Here is an 18,963-nt window from a genome sequence, read left to right on the forward strand (position 1 = left end):
GGCCCCGGCGCTTCTCCCGCTCGGTGCACAGAACCCGCTGATCCGGCAACGGGCCGATCCGCACATCAACCGGCATCCCGACGGTCGCTACCTCTTCACCGCATCGGTCCCCGAGTACGACCGGATCGTCCTTCGGGCCGCGCCATCCCTGGCCGGGCTCGCCACCGCGACTGAGCGCACGCTCTGGGTCCGGCCGCCGAGCGGGACGATGGGTGGGTACATCTGGGCACCGGAGATCCATCAGGTCGGCGGACGATGGTACATCTACTTCGCGGCCGGCGATGCCGGCGAACCCTTCCGCGTCCGCCCGTACGTGCTCCAGGCAGATGGCCCCGATCCCATGACCGCCAACTGGACGGTACGGGGACGGATCGTCACCCAGTTCGACACGTTCTCTCTCGACGCCACGACCTTCTCGCACAACGGCCGCCAGTACCTCGTGTGGGCTCAGGGGGAACCCGGCATCGATGCCGGGAGCAACCTCTACATCTCGGAGATGTCCGACCCGTCGACCCTCACCGGACCCCAGACCCGCATCTCGGTTCCGACGGCATCATGGGAGACCCGCGGGTTCAAAGTTAACGAAGGCCCGTCGGTCATCATCCGCAACGACCGTGTCTTCATCAGCTTCTCTGCGAGCGCAACCGACGCGAACTACTGCCTCGGGTTGCTGACGGCCAACGCCTCAGCCGATCTGCTCTCGGCGAACTCATGGGTCAAGTCGTCAGGACCGGTGTTCGTGTCGAACGATGCCACGAGCCAGTACGGACCCGGTCACAACTGCTTCACGACCGCGCCGGACGGGCGTGGTGGGGAGATCGACGTGCTGGTCTACCACGCGCGTGAGTACCGGGACATCCCGGGAGATCCGCTGTTCGACCCGAACCGCCACGCGAGGGTGCAGCGCCTGTACTGGAACGCCGACGGCACCCCGGACTTCGGCATCCCCGTCGCCGCCGGAATCCTGCCCTCGCGCCTGCGGTCTCACAACTTCCCTGACCGTTTCGTCCGTCACGCCAACTACGTCGGTCGCCTCGACGCCGCGCCCAAACCCAGTGTCGACTCCTGGTTCCGCGTCGTCGAGGGCCTCGCCGGAGGAAACTCGCTCGAGTCGGCGAATTTCCCCGGCCACTACCTGCTCGCAGGACCGTCCGGCATCACATTGGCCAGATCCAACAACACACCGACGTTCGCGGCCGCGGCATCGTTCACGCTTCGTGCAGGGCTTGCGGACGCCGCCAAGACGTCCTTCGAGTCCATCGCCACACCCGGAACCTACCTTCGGCACCGCGACTATCGCCTGTACGTGGAGCGGGTGAGCGGCACGGTCGGTGCGGCCGATGCGACGTTCGCCATCGACTGATCAGGAGCGTCGGAACGCGACGCGCTCTCGACCCGACACCGCTCGATCACGCAACTCCTTGGAAGGAACCAGCATGCTCCCACTTCACACTCCGGACGTTCGGCGACAGCGTCAGCGCACCGGACATCTGCCGACCAGGCTGCGCCGAGGATCCCTCCTCGCGCTCGCCAGCAGCGTCGCGATACTTGCTGGGCTCGTGACAGCCGGAACCCCGGTATCCCCGGCAGCAGCTGCGGACGCCGATGCGGCTTACGTCATGACCTACTTCCGGGAGAGCCTTGACGGCACCGGGAACTCCAACAACGTCCATCTGGCCGTGAGTCTCGATGGCAGGCAGTGGCAAGCACTCAACGACAACCGGCCGATCCTCGACCCGACGGCCGGTACGGGCGGAATTCGCGACCCGTTCATCCATCGACTGCAGGACGGCACCTGGGTGCTCCTCGCGACAGATCTCGAGGTCGGTGTGCCCTTCGGCCAAGCGAATCCCAACCTGCATGTCTGGACATCACCCGACCTCGTCACCTGGTCGGGCGATCGGCTGCTGAGCGTGAACTCGGCAAACCCCGGGTCATATACCTGGGCGCCGGCGGTCCATTGGGACCCCGTTCGTCAGCAATATGGGATCACCTACTCCGCCTCGCCGGCAGGTGGGCCAGAAGGCGTCATCATGGTCTCCTACACCACCGATTTCCGGACGGCGTCACCGGCTGTCCGGTTCTTCGACAACGGTGGACGGGGCGGTGTGATCGACTCCGACGTCGTGACGGGTGTTGGGGGCCAGAACTACCTCTACTATCGAGGGCCGAACCCCGACGCAGGCCTCATGGGAGCGAGGTCATCGACGCTCGAGCCGGGCAGTTTCCGTCAATATTCGGAGGCCCCGAACCTACCCGGATGTGCTGAGGCTCCGACACTGGTGCGGTCGTTGACCGACCCTGGTTCCTGGACGTTGTGGGGTGACAACTATTGCCCCAACAGCACGTTCGTCAACTGGCAGGGCGACATCACGACTGGAACATGGAACGCCGTCAGCAGTGCCGACTTCACCGCACCGCTCGGGTCGAAGCACAACAGCATCAAGCCGATCACCCGTGCCGACTATGATCGCTTGCTCGGACGCTTCGGCGGATCGCAGAGCGAGCGACTGAAGTCGTTCAACTACCCCGGCTCGTACGTCAGGCATGCGGGTCTGAGAGCCCGTATCGATGCGGTTCCGTTCGACCCTCAGGCTGACTCGCAATGGCGGATCGTCGCTGGATTGTCGGACCCCTCGGCGGTCTCGTTGGAGTCCGTGAACTACCCGGGGCATTTCCTCCGTCACTCGGGATTCAAGCTGGTGCTGGCGCCGAACGACGGGACAGCCGCCTACCGCGCAGACGCAACCTTCACGAGAGTCCCGGGGCTTGCCGACGCTGGATGGGACTCCTTCAGGTCGGTGAACTACCCGGATCGCTACATCCGTCACATCAACGGTCAACTGGAGCTCACGCGGATCTCGACGGTGCTTGATCGAGCGGATGCCACATTCGACGTCGTCTACTGATCGCCAGTTTCTCCGGCGGAGTAATCTCCGACCACTCAGCGCGGCCCGCTAGGGAGCTCGACGGGTCGCGCTGAGGAGTCTGGTGACCTCTGAGACGACTCGAGGACGGGATCCGCACCTCAGTGGTCCCGCCTCCTGAGCCGCGCCAGACATCGGCGAAGTGATTCGGCGTATCCCGAGATCTCCTCGACGAACGTGGGGTCCGGCACGTCATCGTTCCTCGGAGGCGATCCCAATCCGATGAGGATGATGAGTCCAGAAAGGGCGATGAGCTGAGTGAGAACCAGGAGTATGGAGATACGGCTTCCCTCCCTGTCCGACGCGCGGTGGATGCCGAACAACTTCTACATATTGTAGAGGATGGCGGAGACTGCGATCAGGACGCTCAACCGCCCGCAACCATGAGCCGACGGCCAGCGGCACTCAGTCGCTTCGCCGGCAACTGGAGGAGCCGCTCGGATCTCACGGCCGTTCCGGCACTTCCGCTCAGCTCCGCAACGCGTGCGAGAGCAGCGGCTACCTGATCGCTCCCGCAGACGCGAGCCGCGCTGTCGTCTGCGATGAGTTCAATCAGCAGGTTGGTGGAACGCTTGAACTGTGTCGCGCCGCATACGGTCGGGAGGCAGGCTGAGTTCAGTAGCGCGAGGCGCTTGGCGAATGCATGCCGATGTCTGACATGAGCGCGCTCGTGTTCGATGACGGCCCGCAGCTCCCAAAGGGTGAGTGCATACTCCAGGCGCGACGAGACGATCACCTCCGGCCGACGTCCCGGCGTCGTGCACGCGACCGGCAGGGAGGAGTCGATGTACCTCACGGTGAGGTTGCCGACGTGTTCCACGCGCGCGAAGCCTGATCCAAGCAATTCCGAGAACGATGCCTCGGCCTCACGATCAAGCTCGAAGAGCGGCTCCGCTCTCGCGAAGACCAGCGCGATCAATCCGCCGACAGTCCCTAGCGCCAGCCATGCAGCAAGGACGATGACCGTCGGCTCCAGGACATTGGTCCGACCGTCGGGTACAGCGGTGTGGACTCCGACAGCAAGAACGACCGCGACGACCATGCTGATGAGAGCTGCCGCTATGCCGCTGAGGAATGCGCCATGCCAGAGCAAAAGTGCCGTCCGTGGAAATCGAAGTCGCCACATTCCCCGTGTGAGGACGAGCGGAGCCATGACGATCGTGAGAGCGGCATAGCCCAATAAGGCGAGAACGAGGAACATCGCTCAGGTCTGACGGCGTGAGCGGCGTGCTTTGGCGTCGAGCGCTGACCGGAGGAGCTCCACGTCGTCGTCATCGAGGTCTCCAGCGAAGTGCACCAGCGCAGCGGATCGATCGCCGACCCCGGTCAAGGCACTCAGCATGGCGTCTGCGGCGTACCCGGATTCACTGGTGCTGGCGGCGAAGCGGTTCCCTTTCGGCCCGTCCGCCTCTCGTAGGACACTCCCCTTCAACCGCAGCCGTTCGAGCACGGTCAGCAGCGTGGTGATCGCAGGCTGCTTCTCGGGGAAACGTTCCTGGATCTCGCGCACGCGCAGCGCCTCGTCACTCTCCCAGAGGATCCTGAGCACCGTGTTCTCCAGCTCGCCGCGCCCTCGTAGACGTTCTCCCGCCATGAGTCCTCCGTCGCTCGTTCGCCAAACCATTCTATATTTCTCAAAGCGGCCCGTCCGGTATGGGACGGGCCACATCCGTCAAATCACACCAGCTCCGGCAGCGTTCTGCTGACCACGAGCGGACGGTGCGACCCCCCGCTCAGGCCTGGTCGGGGGAGTCGGCTGGTAATTCCGCAGCCGCAGACTGTTCGAGATGACCAGGATCGACGAGACGCTCATTGCGGCCGCGGCGATCAGTGGGTTGAGCAGTCCAGCTGCCGCGATGGGGATAGCCGCCAGGTTGTAGCCGAACGCCCAGATGAGGTTGCCCTTGATGGTGCTCAGTGTCTTCCGGGACAGCTGGACCGCATCGACGACGACACCGAGATCATCACGCACGAGGATGATGTCCGCCGACTTCATCGCCACGTCGGTGCCTTCAACCATGGCGAGGCCGAGATCTGCGGTGGCGAGCGCCGCTGCGTCGTTGATGCCATCACCCACCATCGCGACGACGTGTCCCTCCTCTTGGAGTCGACTGATCGTGGCCGCCTTCTCAGTCGGGAGGACCCCGGCGATCACCTCGTCGACACCGACGAGCGCGCCGACCCGCTCCGTCGCAGTCGTCGCGTCTCCACTGAGGAGGATGGTTCGGAGTCCGAGGTTCCGGAGTCGATCAATCGTCGGTCGAGCGGAGCGCTTGACCTCATCCGTCAGCACGAATCGTGCAGCAGTCGTGCCGTCGATGACGACGTACACGGCTGTGTGTTCCGGGTCTCCGATCGGCAGGTCATCGAGACTCGCTCCGTGTGCGCGTACGAGCTTCTCGCTTCCGACAAGGACCTCCTTGTCGTTGACGCTCCCGCGGGCACCCAGCCCTGCGAGCGTCTCATAGTCGGTGACGTCGAGATGATGGGCGCCGAGTCCATCGGCGTACTCCACCAGCGCTTTCGCGATCGCATGCTCCGATGCGGATTCGACGGACCGTGCCATGGCGAGAACCTCACGTTCCATGTGAGAGCCTGCGATCACGGCGTCGGCAACACGCATTTGGCCCGTCGTCACCGTTCCGGTCTTGTCGAAGACGACGGTGTCGATTCGCCCACTTGCTTCCAGTGCGTCCTGTCCCTTGATGAGGATTCCGATCTGGGCCCCTCGACCGACGCCGACCATGAGCGCGGTGGGGGTTGCGAGGCCGAGAGCGCACGGACAAGCGATGATGAGGACCGCAATGGCCGTGCCGAAGGCGTCTCGAGGTGCTGCTCCGAACGCAAGCCACGCGAATCCGACGACGAGTGACAGTGAGATGACCGCAGGAACGAAGACGGTGATGATCCGGTCGACGAGTTTCTGTACTCGGGCTTTTCGTTCCTGGGCCTGTTCAGCCAGCGACGCCATCTGTGCCAGCTGCGTGTTGGTTCCCACGGAGGTCGCTTCCACTGTCAGTCGGCCAGAGGTGTTGATCGTGCCGCCGACGACGGGGGATCCCTGGACGACCTCTATCGGAACCGGCTCGCCAGTCATCATGCTGGCATCGACGACACCGGAACCGGCGACGACGGTGCCGTCCGCGGCGATCGTCTCGCCGGCGAGGACGATGATCGTGTCGCCCTTGCGGAGCTCGATGGTCGGGATGACGTGTTCCACGCCAGATCTCAGCACTCTCGCCTCCGTGGCGGCCAAGTTGCCGAGTGCTGAGAGGACGTCGCCCGCCCGTCGGCGCGAACGCGTCTCGAAGTATCGACCCGCGAGTTGGAAAGTCGTCATGCCTGCCGCAACGTCCAAGTAGATCGAGTCCGCCCCGGCCGGGGTCATCCCGAATCCGAGCCAATAGCCTGGCTCGTCCGATCCGCCGATGAGGAGAGTCGTCACCGCCCATCCGAAGGAGGCGACGATGCCGAGCGATACTAAGGTGTCCATGCTCACGGTGCCATGGCGCAGATTTCTGATCGTGGCACGGTGGAATGGCAATGCGCACCAGAAGACGATGGGCAACGCCAGCAAGATGCAGACGAGTTCCCACAGGGGAAATCTCAGATCGGGGACGAGGGCCAGGATGATGGTCAGGTCGCAGAGGGGGATGGTGAGTATCGCGGAGAGTGTGAGGCGCCGTCTCAGGGAGGCGATCCGGTCCGCCGTGGCACGGCGGTTCCAGTCGTCATCGCCCTCAGTGCGGACCACCGCGCCGTAGCCGGCCTTGGTGATGGCTTCGAGTGCACGTTCGGACTCCGCCGGCGTGAGTCCGGCGACCACGGCTCGTTCGGTCGCGTAGTTCACCGAGGCGGTCACGCCGTCCAACTTGTTGAGGCTTCGTTCGACTCGGCCGGCGCACGCGGCACAGGTCATTCCGCTGACGTTCAGTTCGAGGTAGTCGTCGCTGAAGTTCACGATCCAGTGTCCTTTCGTTGAGCGGATGCCGTCGGCTGCTGGGGCTGGAGCCGACCTCGGTCGGCGAGGTGTTTCAGCATGTCGTTGTACGCGTCGAAGTCCTCGTCCACCCCGGAATCGAGGTGTCGATCCTTGCGTTTCGCTTCTCGGTCATCCTGACGCGCCCATTGCAGGCACAGTGCGATCACCACGATGAGCAACGGGATTTCTCCCGCAGCCCAGGCGATGCCCCCGCCGAGGTGCTGGTCGGCGAGCAAGTCGTCGTGCCAGGGCGCCCTCATGTAGGCGTAGAAGTTTCCGGCGATCAGCGTGGTGCTCGTCATCACGATCACTCCGAAGAACGCGTGGAACGGCATCGCTGCGAGGACGAACCCGAGTTTGCCGAGGTGCGGTAACGGCCGCGGGGGGCGATCCACGCCGATGATCAGCGAGTAGAAGAGGTACCCGGAGACCAGGAAGTGAATGTTCATGAGTTGATGCGACCAGTGGAAGCGCATCGCCTCCTCGAACAACGGCGACAGGTACAACGCGTAGTACGACCCGACGAATACGAGGAAAACGAGTATCGGATTGAACACCAATCGGGCGATCGGGCTGCCGATGATGTCGATCAACCATTCATGTGGTCCAGCCACGTCTCGTCGCTTGGCGGGGGGCGTAGCCCGAAGGAGGAGGGTGACAACGCCGCCCATCGCGAGGAGGACTGGGCCGAACATGTTCAGACCCATGTGCACCATCATGTGGATGCTGAACGACGGGCCGGAATAGGATCCGAATCCGGAGGACGTCGCGAAAACGATGACGGCCCAACCGAGGACCCAGGCCACGGTGCGGCCGACTGGCCATGCGTCCCCGCGGCGGCGGAGCCTGATGACGGCACCGAGGTACAGGATGACCGCCACAGCACCGACGACGGCGAACAAGATGTTGCCTCTCCATTCGCCGAAGAGGATGGCAAGCGTCGGGGTCTTCAGCATCTCGAAGCCGAACAGCACTTCCATGGCGCTGACGGGCATGAAGTACTGGGGCGGGGGGATCCTCGTCATCGCGACGGTGACGCCGATGTAGACGGCGGCCGTCAGGGCAAGCGGCCAGAGGTGCCTGAGGGCGACCGCCCTCGACGCGTCCGGAGAGGAAGCATCCAGAAGCCGAGCAATGAGTGCTGACGCGAGCGCTGCGACGAGCAGGAGGACGAGGAGCCGGACGGCGATCAGTCCTGCTGTCGGTGTGAGGGCGAATCTCAGCAACACGGTCTTGAAGAGGAGCAAACCGATCTCCACCGCGAACGCGACGGCCCAGGCGCCTCGGAGTAGGGCTCGGGCGCGCCGCAGCGTCCGTGGCGGGAGCCCGAAGCCTCTCGCCGTGACGAGGATGAGTACGATCGGCACACCGATTACGATCCCGGCTGCCGGCACGCCGAAGGTTGCGAGATCACTGCCGAAGTCATGGCCGGGCCCGACCAGGACCTGATGAACCAGGACTGGACTGATCAAGGCGAGGACCGCCACGGCCGCTAAGACGAGTGTGGTCGTCCAGGATCGCGTCCACCACGCGCCGCAGAAGATGATGAACGCCGCGACGGTGACGAGGATCCAGGCTTTCGGGAGATCCATCGCGCTCACGAGGTAGGGCAGGCCGCCGGGAGACAGCACGCGCTCGAGCGTCACCCCGTTCGCGTCCGCTGCGTCGAAGACGACCAGCCCACCTCCGGCGAGCGTCCAGACGAGTGCGCTCACCCGAACGACGGAGAGCTCGGCAATGTTCTCGACAACGGTTCGTTCTCGCCCGCTTCGGACCTGCAGGAACGCCACGTACACGAGCGCACTCACGCAGAGGATGCCCGCCCACTCGGCGATCAGCCGAAGGACGCCGGTCCCAAGAGACACGGTTGGCCCCGGGTCGCCTCTGCTGAGGTCGACGTAACTCGAATCACCGACCGCCAGGATCACCCCGATCACGATGAGCGCCGACAGTGCCACCGCAGCGGTCAAAGGACGCCGAAGCGCCTGCACATGGCTCGGTCGCTCCCGCGCTGCGATGTCGTTCACGGAGGCGCCTCAGCTTGAGGCGAGGCCGTTGAAGGTGTAGCCGACGCCTTCGATGGCGTTCCGGATGGCGGCTTCGCTGAGCGGCGCGGTCGATGACACCTGCACGGATCCGGATTCGAGGTGGACGTCCACCGCGTGGACTGTGGAGATCTCGGAGAGCTCTTCGGTCACGGACGCGACGCAATGCTCGCACGTCATACCTGATACCGAGTAGGTGGTCGTGATGTCGGACATGAGGTACCTCTCTCAGTCGATGGAGGGCAGCTGCCCTCGTCTACTCTACAAGCAGTAGTACGCGCGTATGTCATCCCGCCTGTCCGATGTTCCGTTGCCACGGAGGGTCGCCGCATGTGCTCTACTATTTGTAGAGCACATGCGACAGCACGCTCTCGGTTTCCGCAGATCCTCATGGAACTCGGGGACTCCACGCGCCCGAAGGAGAAGGTATTGACCAGGTTGCACGACCGCCAGGACGCACGCGGCGCTGATGCGGGCCCTCCGGCGGGGCTGCCCCGCCGACGCAGCTGGTTTCCGTCCTTTCTCCTCCGCCTGCATTTCTATGCCGCCATCTTCGTGGGGCCGTTCATCCTCGTCGCTGCGGGCAGTGGGGCTCTGTATGCGTTGACGCCTCAGTTGGAGCAGATGGTCTACGCCCAGCAGCTGCATGCGCCGGTGCGTGGTCACACCGTGCCGCTTGCCGAGCAGATTGCTGCCTCGGAGGCCTTTGTCGGTGGGTCAGAGACCATCGTCGCAGTGCGGCCGGCACCTCGCCCGGGTGACACCACCCGCGTGATGTACGCGGACGGCCGTCTCGGGGAGAGTGAGACGAGAGCGATCTTCGTCGATCCTTCGACCGCGGAGATCCGCGGGGACCTCACCGCCTATGGGACGAGTGGCGCTCTCCCGATCCGCACATGGATCGATCAGTTGCATCGCAATCTCCACCTGGGCGATGCGGGACGACTGTACAGCGAGCTCGCCGCATCCTGGCTTGGCATCATCGCCCTGGCAGGCCTCGGGCTGTGGATAGCGCGTATACGGAGGAGTCGCTCCAAAAGAGACTTCCTCCGCCCCAATCGTTCGGCGCGCGGCTATCGCCGCATCTTCTCGTGGCATGCATCCACTGGAGTCTGGCTACTCATCGGCGCTCTGTTCCTCTCGGCCACGGGCATTTCGTGGTCGCAATGGGGTGGGGGAAACCTCAGCACGCTCCGTCAAGCGTTCGATTGGTCGACTCCGTCAGTACAGACGGACCTCTCCGACGGTTCATCCCCAAGCGGAGAGCACGCTGGGCATGGCGGGGGCGGTGCGTCCGACGGCGGCACTCCGGCTCCTGCACCCTCTCCCGAGGATTTCGAGCGAGCACTGGCTGTCGCCCGAGGCGTCAACGTCAACACGGGGTTGGTGGAGATCAGGCCCCCCGCAGAGGCAGGCTCGGCGTGGGTGGTCCAGGAGATTCAACGCAGCTTTCCGACGGAAGTAGACGCGGTCGCCATCGACGGTGCGACGATGCAAGTGACGGACCGCACAGATTTCTCGGAATTCCCACTGGCGGCGAAGCTTACGCGCTGGGGCATCGACACCCACATGGGATCGATGTTCGGGCTCCCCAATCAACTGGCGTTGTTCGTGCTCGCGGCCGGGATCATGGCAATGATCATCTTCGGGTACCTGATGTGGTGGAAGCGCCGTCCAACGGGCGGCGGGCGCCTCGTCGGGAAGCCGCCGGCCTCACAGGTGCTTGCACGCGCACCCTGGTGGGGAGTGCTGGCGATCCTGGCCGGGGGGCTGGTGATCGGGCTGTTCCTTCCGCTGCTCGGTCTGAGTCTCGCCGCCTTCGTCGTCACGGACGTGCTGGTCGGGGAATTCCAACGACGTGCGACGCGAGCGTGATGGTTTCAGGAACACCTCGATCCCAAGCGGCCACCTCCCGCAGCATCTGCTCGACGTTCGCCGTATCCACGTTCTGAAGGGACACCGTGCCGTATCCAACCCCCGTGGCGATCATCATGACCGTCCTGTTCTTCGTCACCGGCGTCGGCTACCTCATCCGGGCCGCGCAAGATCGCGACCCAGTAGGGCGGCTCAGCGACATCTTCCACGTGGTCATGAGCTTCTCCATGCTCGCGATGCCATGGTCCTGGGGTATGGCCGTCTTTCCTCCGGTCATCCAGATCATCGTCTTCTCGTTGGCCACCCTGTTCTATCTGGTGCTGCTCTTCGGCACTCCCGCTCCGGCTCATCACACGGACCCGGATTCGCCCATCTCGAGTCATCATCACGCTGGCTGGCCCAGGGTCGGGTTCCATGCGTTCATGATGGGAGCGATGGTCGTCATGGGCGTCCTGATGAACGGCATGTCCCACGACGAGGGGCACATGGATCCGCCGCAGGGCCTCATGTGGACGGCCGAGAACGTCATCAGTGTGTCGTTCATGGTCGCCTTCGGTGTGTCGACGATCTGGTACCTCGCGAGTTTCATCCGCCTACGACGGGCTCCCTCTGTCGTTCGTCTGAACCTCTCCCTCATGGCGCTCATGGCGATCGGTATGTGCCTCGGCTTCTGGCCGGTGTGGTGAACCTGCCGACGTCGCTTGTCGACCAATGCGCGAGTGTCAGAGGAAGTGGGTGAGGCCGATGAGTGGTCCGTCGCCGAGGTACATCGTGCACGGTGCAACAGGGGCGCAAGGAGCACCCGTCGTGACCGCGCTCACCGCTGCCGGCTTCAACGCGATCGGGGCTGTCCGAGATGTCACTCGCATCGGAGGCCCGGCCATGGTCGTAGATCTGTCGTCCACCGAAGCTCTGATACGGGCCTATCGCGGTTCGGGTGGCGTCTTCATCCACCTCCCTGAGGGACGGCCGGAGGACCATCGCGCGCAGATGACGGCGGTCAGCCGAGCCATTCGCGTCGCTCGACCCAAGCGCGTCGTCATGTCCACGAGCGGGCACGCAATTGGCCCCGGCTCCGGTTCGGCCATCGCCATCCTGCATCATGAGCTGCAGGCCATCGGTGTCCCGTTCGCCGTCGTCGAGCCGCAGATCTCGCTTGAGAACCTGCTGGCGCCGCAGATCTTCGACGCAGCGCTTCGCGAGGGGGTGCTCCGGCTCCCGATGCACCGTGACGTAAGGCTCCGCTGGAGCTCGCACCTCGATGTCGCGGACACCGTCACCCAGCTCTTCCACCAGCACGTCGGCGGGCGCGTATTGGTCGGCGCCTCTCCGGGGCTGTCTGGTCCCGACATCGCGGCTGGTTTCAGTCGCTACTTCGAACGTGAGATCGCCTACGAGGCCATCTCGCAGGACGCGTTCCTTGAGCTCAGTGCGTTCGCCGACGGGGGCGCGGTGTCCGGCCAGTCTGTCGTCGACCGCCTGCACCGTGCTCAAGTTCAGAGTCGGGCGACCGACGGTTCAGTGTCCGCTGTGAGCCTGTTGGGCCTGCGGCCTCGAGCGGTGCACGAATGGCTCGGGGACCTCGGCATCTGATTGCCGGCGTGGACGTGTCTTCGAACCTGGCCGGGGTCATCGTCCCTGATGCGCACCACCTTGAGGGAGGAGGCCGACCCGTGTGTCTCCGTGACGAGCGGAAGGGCCGGCCTCCGATTGAATGTGACGCTCCTCAGGTGACGACATCGCATCCGAGCTAATTCTACAACATGTAGAACAGACCCTCGAGCCCCGTGGACCGTTGCTCTACATGATGTAGAGTAGCGTCGTGAATCATGCACTCGTGCTCGACCTTGGCGTTATACGGGTGTTCTCCACGCTCTGGGTCCTTCCGTCGATCAGTGGTTGGGCCATCCACGCACTCGTGTCTTGTGAAAGGCGATCTCGCTCATGAACTCTCCCCGTCAACGACGCACCGCGCTCGCGGTCGGATCGGCATTCCTCCTAGCGGCACTGGCTGGTTGCTCTGCGCAAGCTGCAGCACCCGAGGCTGCTCTTACCGACGGAACGAAATTGACCGGGGGAGCGACCAGCTATCCCTTCACGATCGACAACTGCGGATACGAGCAGACGTTCGAGAAAGCTCCTGAGCGGGTCGTGCTCCTCAACGGCGCTTCGGTCAGCGAAGTCGAGTCGATGGTCATGCTGGGGCTGAGCGATACTGTGCTCGCCAACGCGCAGAACTACGGCATGTCGGACAGTCCCGAACTCGTCGAGCAGATCGACGCACTGCCGACAGCGAATCTCGACATGGGGAGTTTCGACATCCCGTCTGAACAGCTCCTGGCGCTCAAACCAGACCTGGTGATATCGACCTGGTCGGGAGGTTTCGACGCGGATGCCGGGCAGGCAACGCGGGAGGAACTCGCAGGTCTCGGTATCGAGTCCATTGTGAATCCTGCCAACTGTGCCATGGGGAAGGATGATGCGACTGACGCCGAACGAGAGACGTTCGCCTCTGCCACGATCGAGTCGTCCTTCGACTTCTTGAACCTTGTCGGCAACGTGTTCGACGTGCAGGCCGCGGCACAGGCACTCGTCGATGAACAACGTCAACAGATCAAAGCCGTCTCAGCGGCCGTGGACGGAGCGGACCGACCGACCGGGCTCATCGTGTTCCCAGGGATGTCGATGATGAGTGCGAACGGACTTCCGGCGGTCATGGCCGGCGGTATTTTCGACGATGTGCTCGAGCGAGCCGGAGTCACGAGTTCCTTCGCCAACGCGGACACCGACCTGACCGAGAACATCACTGAAGAGCAGTTGGCAGCAGCCGATGTGCAGCTGCTCGTCGTCGGTGGATTCATGCCGGGGGAGGACCTCGACGCCGCGGCAGCAAAGATCTTTGCCGCGTACCCCCAGTGGGAGGCTTCACGGACCAACAACTACGTCAAGGTCTCCGACGGGGTGTACGTCGGCCCTACGAACGCGGCAGCCATCGACAAGATCGCCCGTGCCGCACATCCCGACGCGTTCTAGGACGGTGCCGGCGGCCAGTGCCGCGCATCGTTCGGGGGGAAATGCGCCACTCGCATGGTGGTTGGCGGCGACGGTCAGCGTGACCGTGGTGGTGGCGCTGCTCGCGATCGGTTTCGGTAGCGTCAACATCTCCGCAGACCGGGTCATCGCCGTGTTGTGTGCGAACCTCACCGGTCGAGCGGCAGGGCTCGATCCGCTCGACCAGCAGATCGTCTGGGAGCTGCGAGTCCCCCGGGTTCTCATGGCCGCCGTCGTGGGCGCCAGCCTCGCACTGGCCGGTGCCGCACTCCAAGGGTTGCTCCGAAATCCGCTCGCAGATCCATATATCGTCGGTGTGTCGTCCGGGGCCTCGTTGGGGGCAGTGCTGGTCATGTCATTCGGCTCCGGCGCGCTGTTCGGACTCAGCACACCAGCGGCGGCCTTCATCGGTGCGCTGGTTCTCCTTCTCCTCGTCTTCGCGTTCGCTCAGCGGTCCGGTTCGTTCACGGACATCCGTTTGGTGCTGTCAGGAGTGGCGTTGGGATACGTCGCGATGGCCGGAACCAGCTTCGCGCAGTTGCAGGCCGAGCCTGGACAGGTTCGGGGCATCCTCTTCTGGATGATGGGCAGCGTAGCAGGGGCTCGTTGGGAAACGCTCGGCTTGCCCACTGTCGCTCTGCTCGGAGCTGGTGCTTGGCTGCTCATTCAAGCGCGCGGGTTGAATGCGCTTGCTCTCGGAGACGATGACGCCGTCGCCGTGGGAGTCGATCTCCGTCGATTCCGACTCGGACTGCTGCTTGTCGCTGCGCTCTTGACCGCCGTCACGGTGGCTGTCGCAGGCGGCGTCGGGTTCGTCGGGTTGATCGTCCCTCACGCGGTTCGAATGCTGGTCGGAGCGGACCATCGGCGGCTGCTGCCCGTCTCCGCGCTGTCCGGCGCAGTCTTCCTGGTCCTCGTCGATCTCGTCGCGCGGACCATTGGCAGCCCGAACGAGTATCCACTCACGATCTTCACGGCTTTGGTCGGCGGGCCCTTCTTCCTCTGGTTGATGCGTTCGCCGGAGGGGCGGTCATGAAGCTCTCCATCGATGAGCTCCAGGTGAGCGTGGGAGGACGGCCGTTCATCGAGCAGCTCTCGCTGGATATCGAGCCGGGCGCGTTCGTCGCGATCGTCGGACCGAATGGTTCAGGGAAATCGACGCTGCTTCGCGCCCTGTATCGTGCGCTGAAGCCTGACACGGGGCAGATCATCATCGGCACAACAGACGTGTGGGAGGCGTCACCCCGGGAAGCTGCGAAGTTGCGGGCCGTGGTCACGCAACACCAGACGAACAACGACGGTCTCCGCGTGAGTGACATCGTCGCCACAGGACGTCATGTGCACCAGCCGTGGTTTCGTGGTGAGTCGGTCCGAGATCGCGATGTGATCGAGTCTGCTTTGCAGCGCTGCAGAGCCGCTCACCTCTCGGATCGCCGCTACAGCACGTTGTCGGGCGGTGAGCGCCAGCGGGTACTCCTGGCTCGTGCCCTTGCACAGGACGCGCCTGTCCTCCTACTGGATGAGCCGACGAACCACCTCGATGTCACTGCGCAGCACGAGCTGCTCGAGCTCCTGGCTGCGGTGGAGCTCACCCGCATCATCGTGTTGCATGACCTGGATCACGCCGTCTCCCACGCCGACCGCATCATCGTCATGAAGGACGGTCGTGTCCACGCCGATGGTCCGCCGGCTCAGACTCTGACCCCGTCGCTGACCAACGACGTTTTCCACGTCGATTCGCGCATCATCGACCACCCCATCACCGGGCGCCCCCATATCGTCACCGCGTCGCCATGACCTGCCCGGCCCGAATCCGTTCTTCCCGTCAGCCGACAGTCCGCTCACCAGTGATCTTCAGGGCAGGCCCCAGGTATCGGCCTGTGACGCTTTCCGGGTTGCGGCAGACCTCCTCAGGAGTGCCGGTCGCCACGACCCTGCCTCCCTCGACACCTCCACCCGGCCCCATGTCGATCACGTAGTCGGCGTTCGAGATCACGTCTAGGTCGTGTTCGATGACGATCACCGTCGCGCCGGTGGCCAGCAATCGATCCAGGACGCCGAGGAGGACCGAGATATCGCGAGGATGCAGGCCGACAGATGGTTCGTCGAAGATGAAGAGCGTGCCTCGATGCTTCCGACCGAGCTCGGTTGCAAGCTTCAGCCGCTGAGCCTCGCCCCCGGACAGTGCCGGTGTGTCCTCGCCCAGCGTGAGATAACCGAGGCCGAGAGAGCTGAGCGTCTGGAGCCGCTGAGCGATGCGAGGACGGTCGGCCAAGATCTCTCCAGCGTCCTCGACCGTGCTGGCGAGGAGCTCCGGCAGGCTTCGGTCGCCCCGACTGGTGGTGATCCTGACGGTGTCGGCGTCCGGCCCGTACCGGGTTCCGACACACGTCGGACAGGGGATCTCGACATCCGGAAGGAACTGGACGTCGAGTACGACCTGCCCCGTACCCTCGCATCGGGAACACCGGAGGGACCCGGTGTTGTACGAGAAGTCACCCGCGCCCAGTCCTCGAGCCCGTGCGACATCGGTGGCGGCGAAGAGTCGGCGTAGCTCGTCGAGGATGCCACTGTAGGTCGCGACCGTCGACCGGACGTTGGTGCCGATCGGAGTCGCGTCGACCACCTCCGCGCTCGAGAGGCCTGCAGCACTCAAGCTCTGGACGTGCGCGGGTGTCTTCGTGCCGTCCCGGCTTGCATTGATGGCTGCTGCCAGGCTGTCGAGCACCAACGTGGTCTTGCCCGAGCCGGACATGCCGGTGACCGCGATGAGTCGCCCCTTCGGAATCGCGACCTCGAGCGCATGGACCGTGTGGACGGGCGTCGTTGCGATCTGGATCGTGCCCATCGAGAACATCTCATCGGCTTTGACGCGCTTCCGGCCGATGACGTCCTCATCCCCGACCAGGTAGCCCCCGATCAGTGAATTCGGATGTGCGCCGATCTGCGCGACGGTTCCCTGAGCGAGCACCGTCCCGCCGTTTCCGCCCGAACCGGGACCGATCTCGATCACCCAATCGGCTTCGCGGAGCACCTGAACGTCATGGTCGACGAGGAGGACCGAGTTCCCATCGTCCAGTAGGTCGCGCATCACCCCGACCAGACCGTCGATGTTCGCCGGGTGGAGCCCGATGGACGGCTCGTCCAGGACGTACAGGACTCCAGTCGTCTGGTTACGGACAGCTCGAGCGAGTTGCACCCGCTGGCGCTCGCCGGTGGAAAGGGTCGAGCTCGCCCGGTCGAGGGTGAGATACCCGAGACCAAGCTCGAGGAGACGCGTGCCCATCTCGGCGAATTGTTCGGCGATCAGCCTCGCCATCGGGCGAAGCTCGGACGAGACGAGGCTCGGGATCGTGGCCATCCAGTCCATGACGGCGCTGAGGTCCTTGCTGGTCGCGGCGGCCAGGTTGATTCCGTCGACCTCGCTACCGAGAGCGTCGTTCGACAGTCGGCTCCCGTGGCATGACCAGCACTCCTCCGCCGTGATGAACCGATTGACTCGTGACAGCCCCGTTTCGCTCGTTGCCTTGTCCATTGCTTCGCGGACCGCGAGTCGGGCATTGCGGTAGGTGAAGTTCAGGTCGAAGAGCTTCCCGGATTTCGAGGGCACTCGGATCTCGCGCTTGACCGAGGCCCCATCGAGGACAATGCTCCGTTCCGCGTCGGTGAGGTCGCGGTACGGCACATCGATGCGTACTCCGAGTTCAGCAGCGACCTGCGGCATCACGGACAGACCGAACATCCCCCAGGGTGCGACGGCGCCTTCGCTGATCGATTTCGTCGGATCAGGCACAAGCGCCGCGTCGTCGATGTCGCGGACGAATCCCGTCCCGGTGCACACCGAGCACGCACCGTCTGAATTGAAGGCGAGGGACTCGGCACCGGGGGGATAGAACGTCGCTCCACAGATTGGGCATTGTAGATCCAGGTTCGCAGCGACATCGATCGTCGGGGCGAGACGGTGTCCATTGGGACAGAGGTGCGACCCAAGCCGCGAGAACGCGACTCTCAAGACGTTCAGCAGCTCTGTGGACGTGCCGAACGTCGATCGTACGCTGGGCACACCCGGCCGTTGACGCAGTGCGAGCGCAGCCGGCACGTAGGTGACCGAGTCGACCGTGGCACGGGCAGCGTGCGTCATGCGTCGGCGGGTGTAGGTGGAGAGTGCTTCCACGTAGCGGCGTGATCCTTCCGCGTAGACCACGCCGAGCGCCAAGGAGGATTTTCCAGAGCCGGAAACCCCCGCGACTGCGACGAGCTGATTCAACGGGATGTCCACATCGACGTTCTTCAGATTGTGCACGCGGGCGCCGCGCACCAAGATCGCCGTTGGCCGAGTCTTTGACATAGTCGCCTCCTGGTTACGTGGATATGAAGTCTCGTTCGTCGTTCTCGGTCTCGTGCCAGCTGATCGACCCATGCCCGGCCACCAGTGCACCCGGCTCGGGGCGAACGATCGCTCAGCCCGCTGCGGAGGCCATCTGAGGTCCGTCGCGGAGGTAGGTGCCGATGTGCGTCTCCAACACCGCACGCACATTCAGACCTGGTTCTCGCAGCGCCCGGAGCTGGAGCCCGTGGACCAGTGAGATCAGCGACTCGACCGCTGCGTCCATATCGGCCCCTGATCGAAGTTGGCCCTCGTCGTGGCATTGCTTGAAGCCCAGGCGCGAGCACTCGCGGAGGGCGTCGGTGTAGGCGTTCGACGCCTGCTGAGCGTTGTTCGCCGACGACCCAGGTTCGCTGGTGCGCGTGAGGTAGAGATGCGCCAGGTGGGGGTCTCGCAGGCTGCAGTCCAAGAGATCCGACAGACAGAGCAGCTTGGCTCTCCCCGAGACCCGATCGCATGCTGCACACTCGAGAATTTCGGCCATATGGCGGTCCAGGATGGCTTCCAGCAGATCGCCTACTCCGGCGAAATGATGGAGCACTCCGGCCTCGCTCAAACCTGCCTGGGCGGCCGTCTTTCGGAGGAGGCCGGTCGAACCTTCTCCAGCCCGACACACTGTCAGCCCCGCCGCAACGATGTCGCGTCGACGATGTTCCGTTTTCCGGTATGTTCCGCGCATCATGTCACCGGACAGAT

At 64.2% G+C, this 18,963-nt stretch carries 16 protein-coding genes; 8 read left to right on the forward strand and 8 right to left on the reverse strand.

Translation table 11 applies throughout. The annotated features are described in order from the left end of the window. Both IFU11_RS16625 and IFU11_RS16630 read left to right on the forward strand, forming a co-directional pair. Positions 1 to 1,363 (forward strand): family 43 glycosylhydrolase (locus IFU11_RS16625; protein WP_192019657.1); only part of this gene is annotated, 1,363 nt, incomplete at its 5' end. Positions 1,364 to 1,619: 256 nt separating this feature from the next. Further along, positions 1,620 to 2,909 carry a glycoside hydrolase family 43 protein gene (locus IFU11_RS16630; protein WP_202938459.1) on the forward strand — a complete coding sequence of 430 codons (1,290 nt, stop codon included), beginning with the start codon at positions 1,620 to 1,622 and terminating at the stop codon, positions 2,907 to 2,909. Between the two features lie 119 nt (positions 2,910 to 3,028). Here the strand turns inward: IFU11_RS16630 and IFU11_RS16635 are convergent, their stop codons facing one another. The 6 genes from IFU11_RS16635 to IFU11_RS16660 form a co-directional block, all read right to left on the reverse strand. After that, complete coding sequence (locus IFU11_RS16635; RefSeq protein WP_137243667.1) at positions 3,029 to 3,250, reverse strand: hypothetical protein; 222 nt, start codon at positions 3,248 to 3,250, stop codon at positions 3,029 to 3,031. A gap of 44 nt (positions 3,251 to 3,294) precedes the next feature. Then, the gene (locus IFU11_RS16640; RefSeq protein ID WP_192019658.1) at positions 3,295 to 4,128 is read right to left on the reverse strand and encodes a M56 family metallopeptidase; all 834 of its coding nucleotides are present in this window, start codon (positions 4,126 to 4,128) and stop codon (positions 3,295 to 3,297) included. Between the two features lie 3 nt (positions 4,129 to 4,131). Next, complete coding sequence (locus tag IFU11_RS16645) at positions 4,132 to 4,521, reverse strand: BlaI/MecI/CopY family transcriptional regulator (protein WP_124769868.1); 390 nt, start codon at positions 4,519 to 4,521, stop codon at positions 4,132 to 4,134. Positions 4,522 to 4,599: 78 nt separating this feature from the next. Next, positions 4,600 to 6,888 (reverse strand): heavy metal translocating P-type ATPase, encoded by a 2,289-nt coding sequence (locus IFU11_RS16650; protein ID WP_371742811.1) that lies wholly within the window; start codon positions 6,886 to 6,888, stop codon positions 4,600 to 4,602. Then, positions 6,885 to 8,396 carry a cytochrome c oxidase assembly protein gene (locus IFU11_RS20855; RefSeq protein ID WP_192019659.1) on the reverse strand — a complete coding sequence of 504 codons (1,512 nt, stop codon included), beginning with the start codon at positions 8,394 to 8,396 and terminating at the stop codon, positions 6,885 to 6,887. The genes IFU11_RS16650 and IFU11_RS20855 overlap by 4 nt, the downstream gene beginning before the upstream one ends. Before the next feature lie 549 nt (positions 8,397 to 8,945). Further along, positions 8,946 to 9,170, reverse strand: a complete 225-nt coding sequence (locus IFU11_RS16660; protein ID WP_124769866.1) for a heavy-metal-associated domain-containing protein — start codon at positions 9,168 to 9,170, stop codon at positions 8,946 to 8,948. Positions 9,171 to 9,344: 174 nt separating this feature from the next. Between IFU11_RS16660 and IFU11_RS16665 the strand changes: the two genes are divergently transcribed. From IFU11_RS16665 to IFU11_RS16685, 6 genes are all read left to right on the forward strand, one after another. Beyond that, positions 9,345 to 10,829 (forward strand): PepSY-associated TM helix domain-containing protein, encoded by a 1,485-nt coding sequence (locus tag IFU11_RS16665; protein ID WP_192019660.1) that lies wholly within the window; start codon positions 9,345 to 9,347, stop codon positions 10,827 to 10,829. 104 nt (positions 10,830 to 10,933) lie between these two features. Next, positions 10,934 to 11,515, forward strand: coding sequence for a DUF5134 domain-containing protein (locus IFU11_RS16670; protein ID WP_192019661.1), 582 nt, complete (start codon positions 10,934 to 10,936; stop codon positions 11,513 to 11,515). 58 nt (positions 11,516 to 11,573) lie between these two features. Beyond that, the gene (locus IFU11_RS16675) at positions 11,574 to 12,422 is read left to right on the forward strand and encodes an SDR family oxidoreductase (protein ID WP_244631858.1); all 849 of its coding nucleotides are present in this window, start codon (positions 11,574 to 11,576) and stop codon (positions 12,420 to 12,422) included. A 351-nt stretch (positions 12,423 to 12,773) separates the two neighbouring features. Further along, positions 12,774 to 13,862, forward strand: coding sequence for an ABC transporter substrate-binding protein (locus IFU11_RS20385; RefSeq protein WP_244631859.1), 1,089 nt, complete (start codon positions 12,774 to 12,776; stop codon positions 13,860 to 13,862). A 79-nt stretch (positions 13,863 to 13,941) separates the two neighbouring features. Next, entirely contained in the window at positions 13,942 to 14,916 is a 975-nt protein-coding gene (locus IFU11_RS16680; RefSeq protein WP_371742812.1) for a FecCD family ABC transporter permease, read from the forward strand. Next, entirely contained in the window at positions 14,913 to 15,677 is a 765-nt protein-coding gene (locus IFU11_RS16685) for an ABC transporter ATP-binding protein (protein WP_124769860.1), read from the forward strand. The genes IFU11_RS16680 and IFU11_RS16685 overlap by 4 nt, the downstream gene beginning before the upstream one ends. A 28-nt stretch (positions 15,678 to 15,705) precedes the next feature. On the opposite strand, the gene IFU11_RS16690 is transcribed toward IFU11_RS16685, so the two are convergent. Beyond that, the gene (locus IFU11_RS16690) at positions 15,706 to 18,300 is read right to left on the reverse strand and encodes an ATP-binding cassette domain-containing protein (RefSeq protein WP_244631860.1); all 2,595 of its coding nucleotides are present in this window, start codon (positions 18,298 to 18,300) and stop codon (positions 15,706 to 15,708) included. Positions 18,301 to 18,340: 40 nt separating this feature from the next. After that, a complete protein-coding gene (locus tag IFU11_RS16695) occupies positions 18,341 to 18,946 on the reverse strand; it encodes a TetR/AcrR family transcriptional regulator (protein ID WP_137243658.1) in 606 nt (201 codons plus the stop codon). Positions 18,947 to 18,963: the final 17 nt, after the last annotated feature.

The organism is Plantibacter sp. CFBP 8804 (assembly GCF_014841225.1).
Taxonomy (GTDB): Bacteria; Actinomycetota; Actinomycetes; order Actinomycetales; family Microbacteriaceae; genus Plantibacter; species Plantibacter auratus.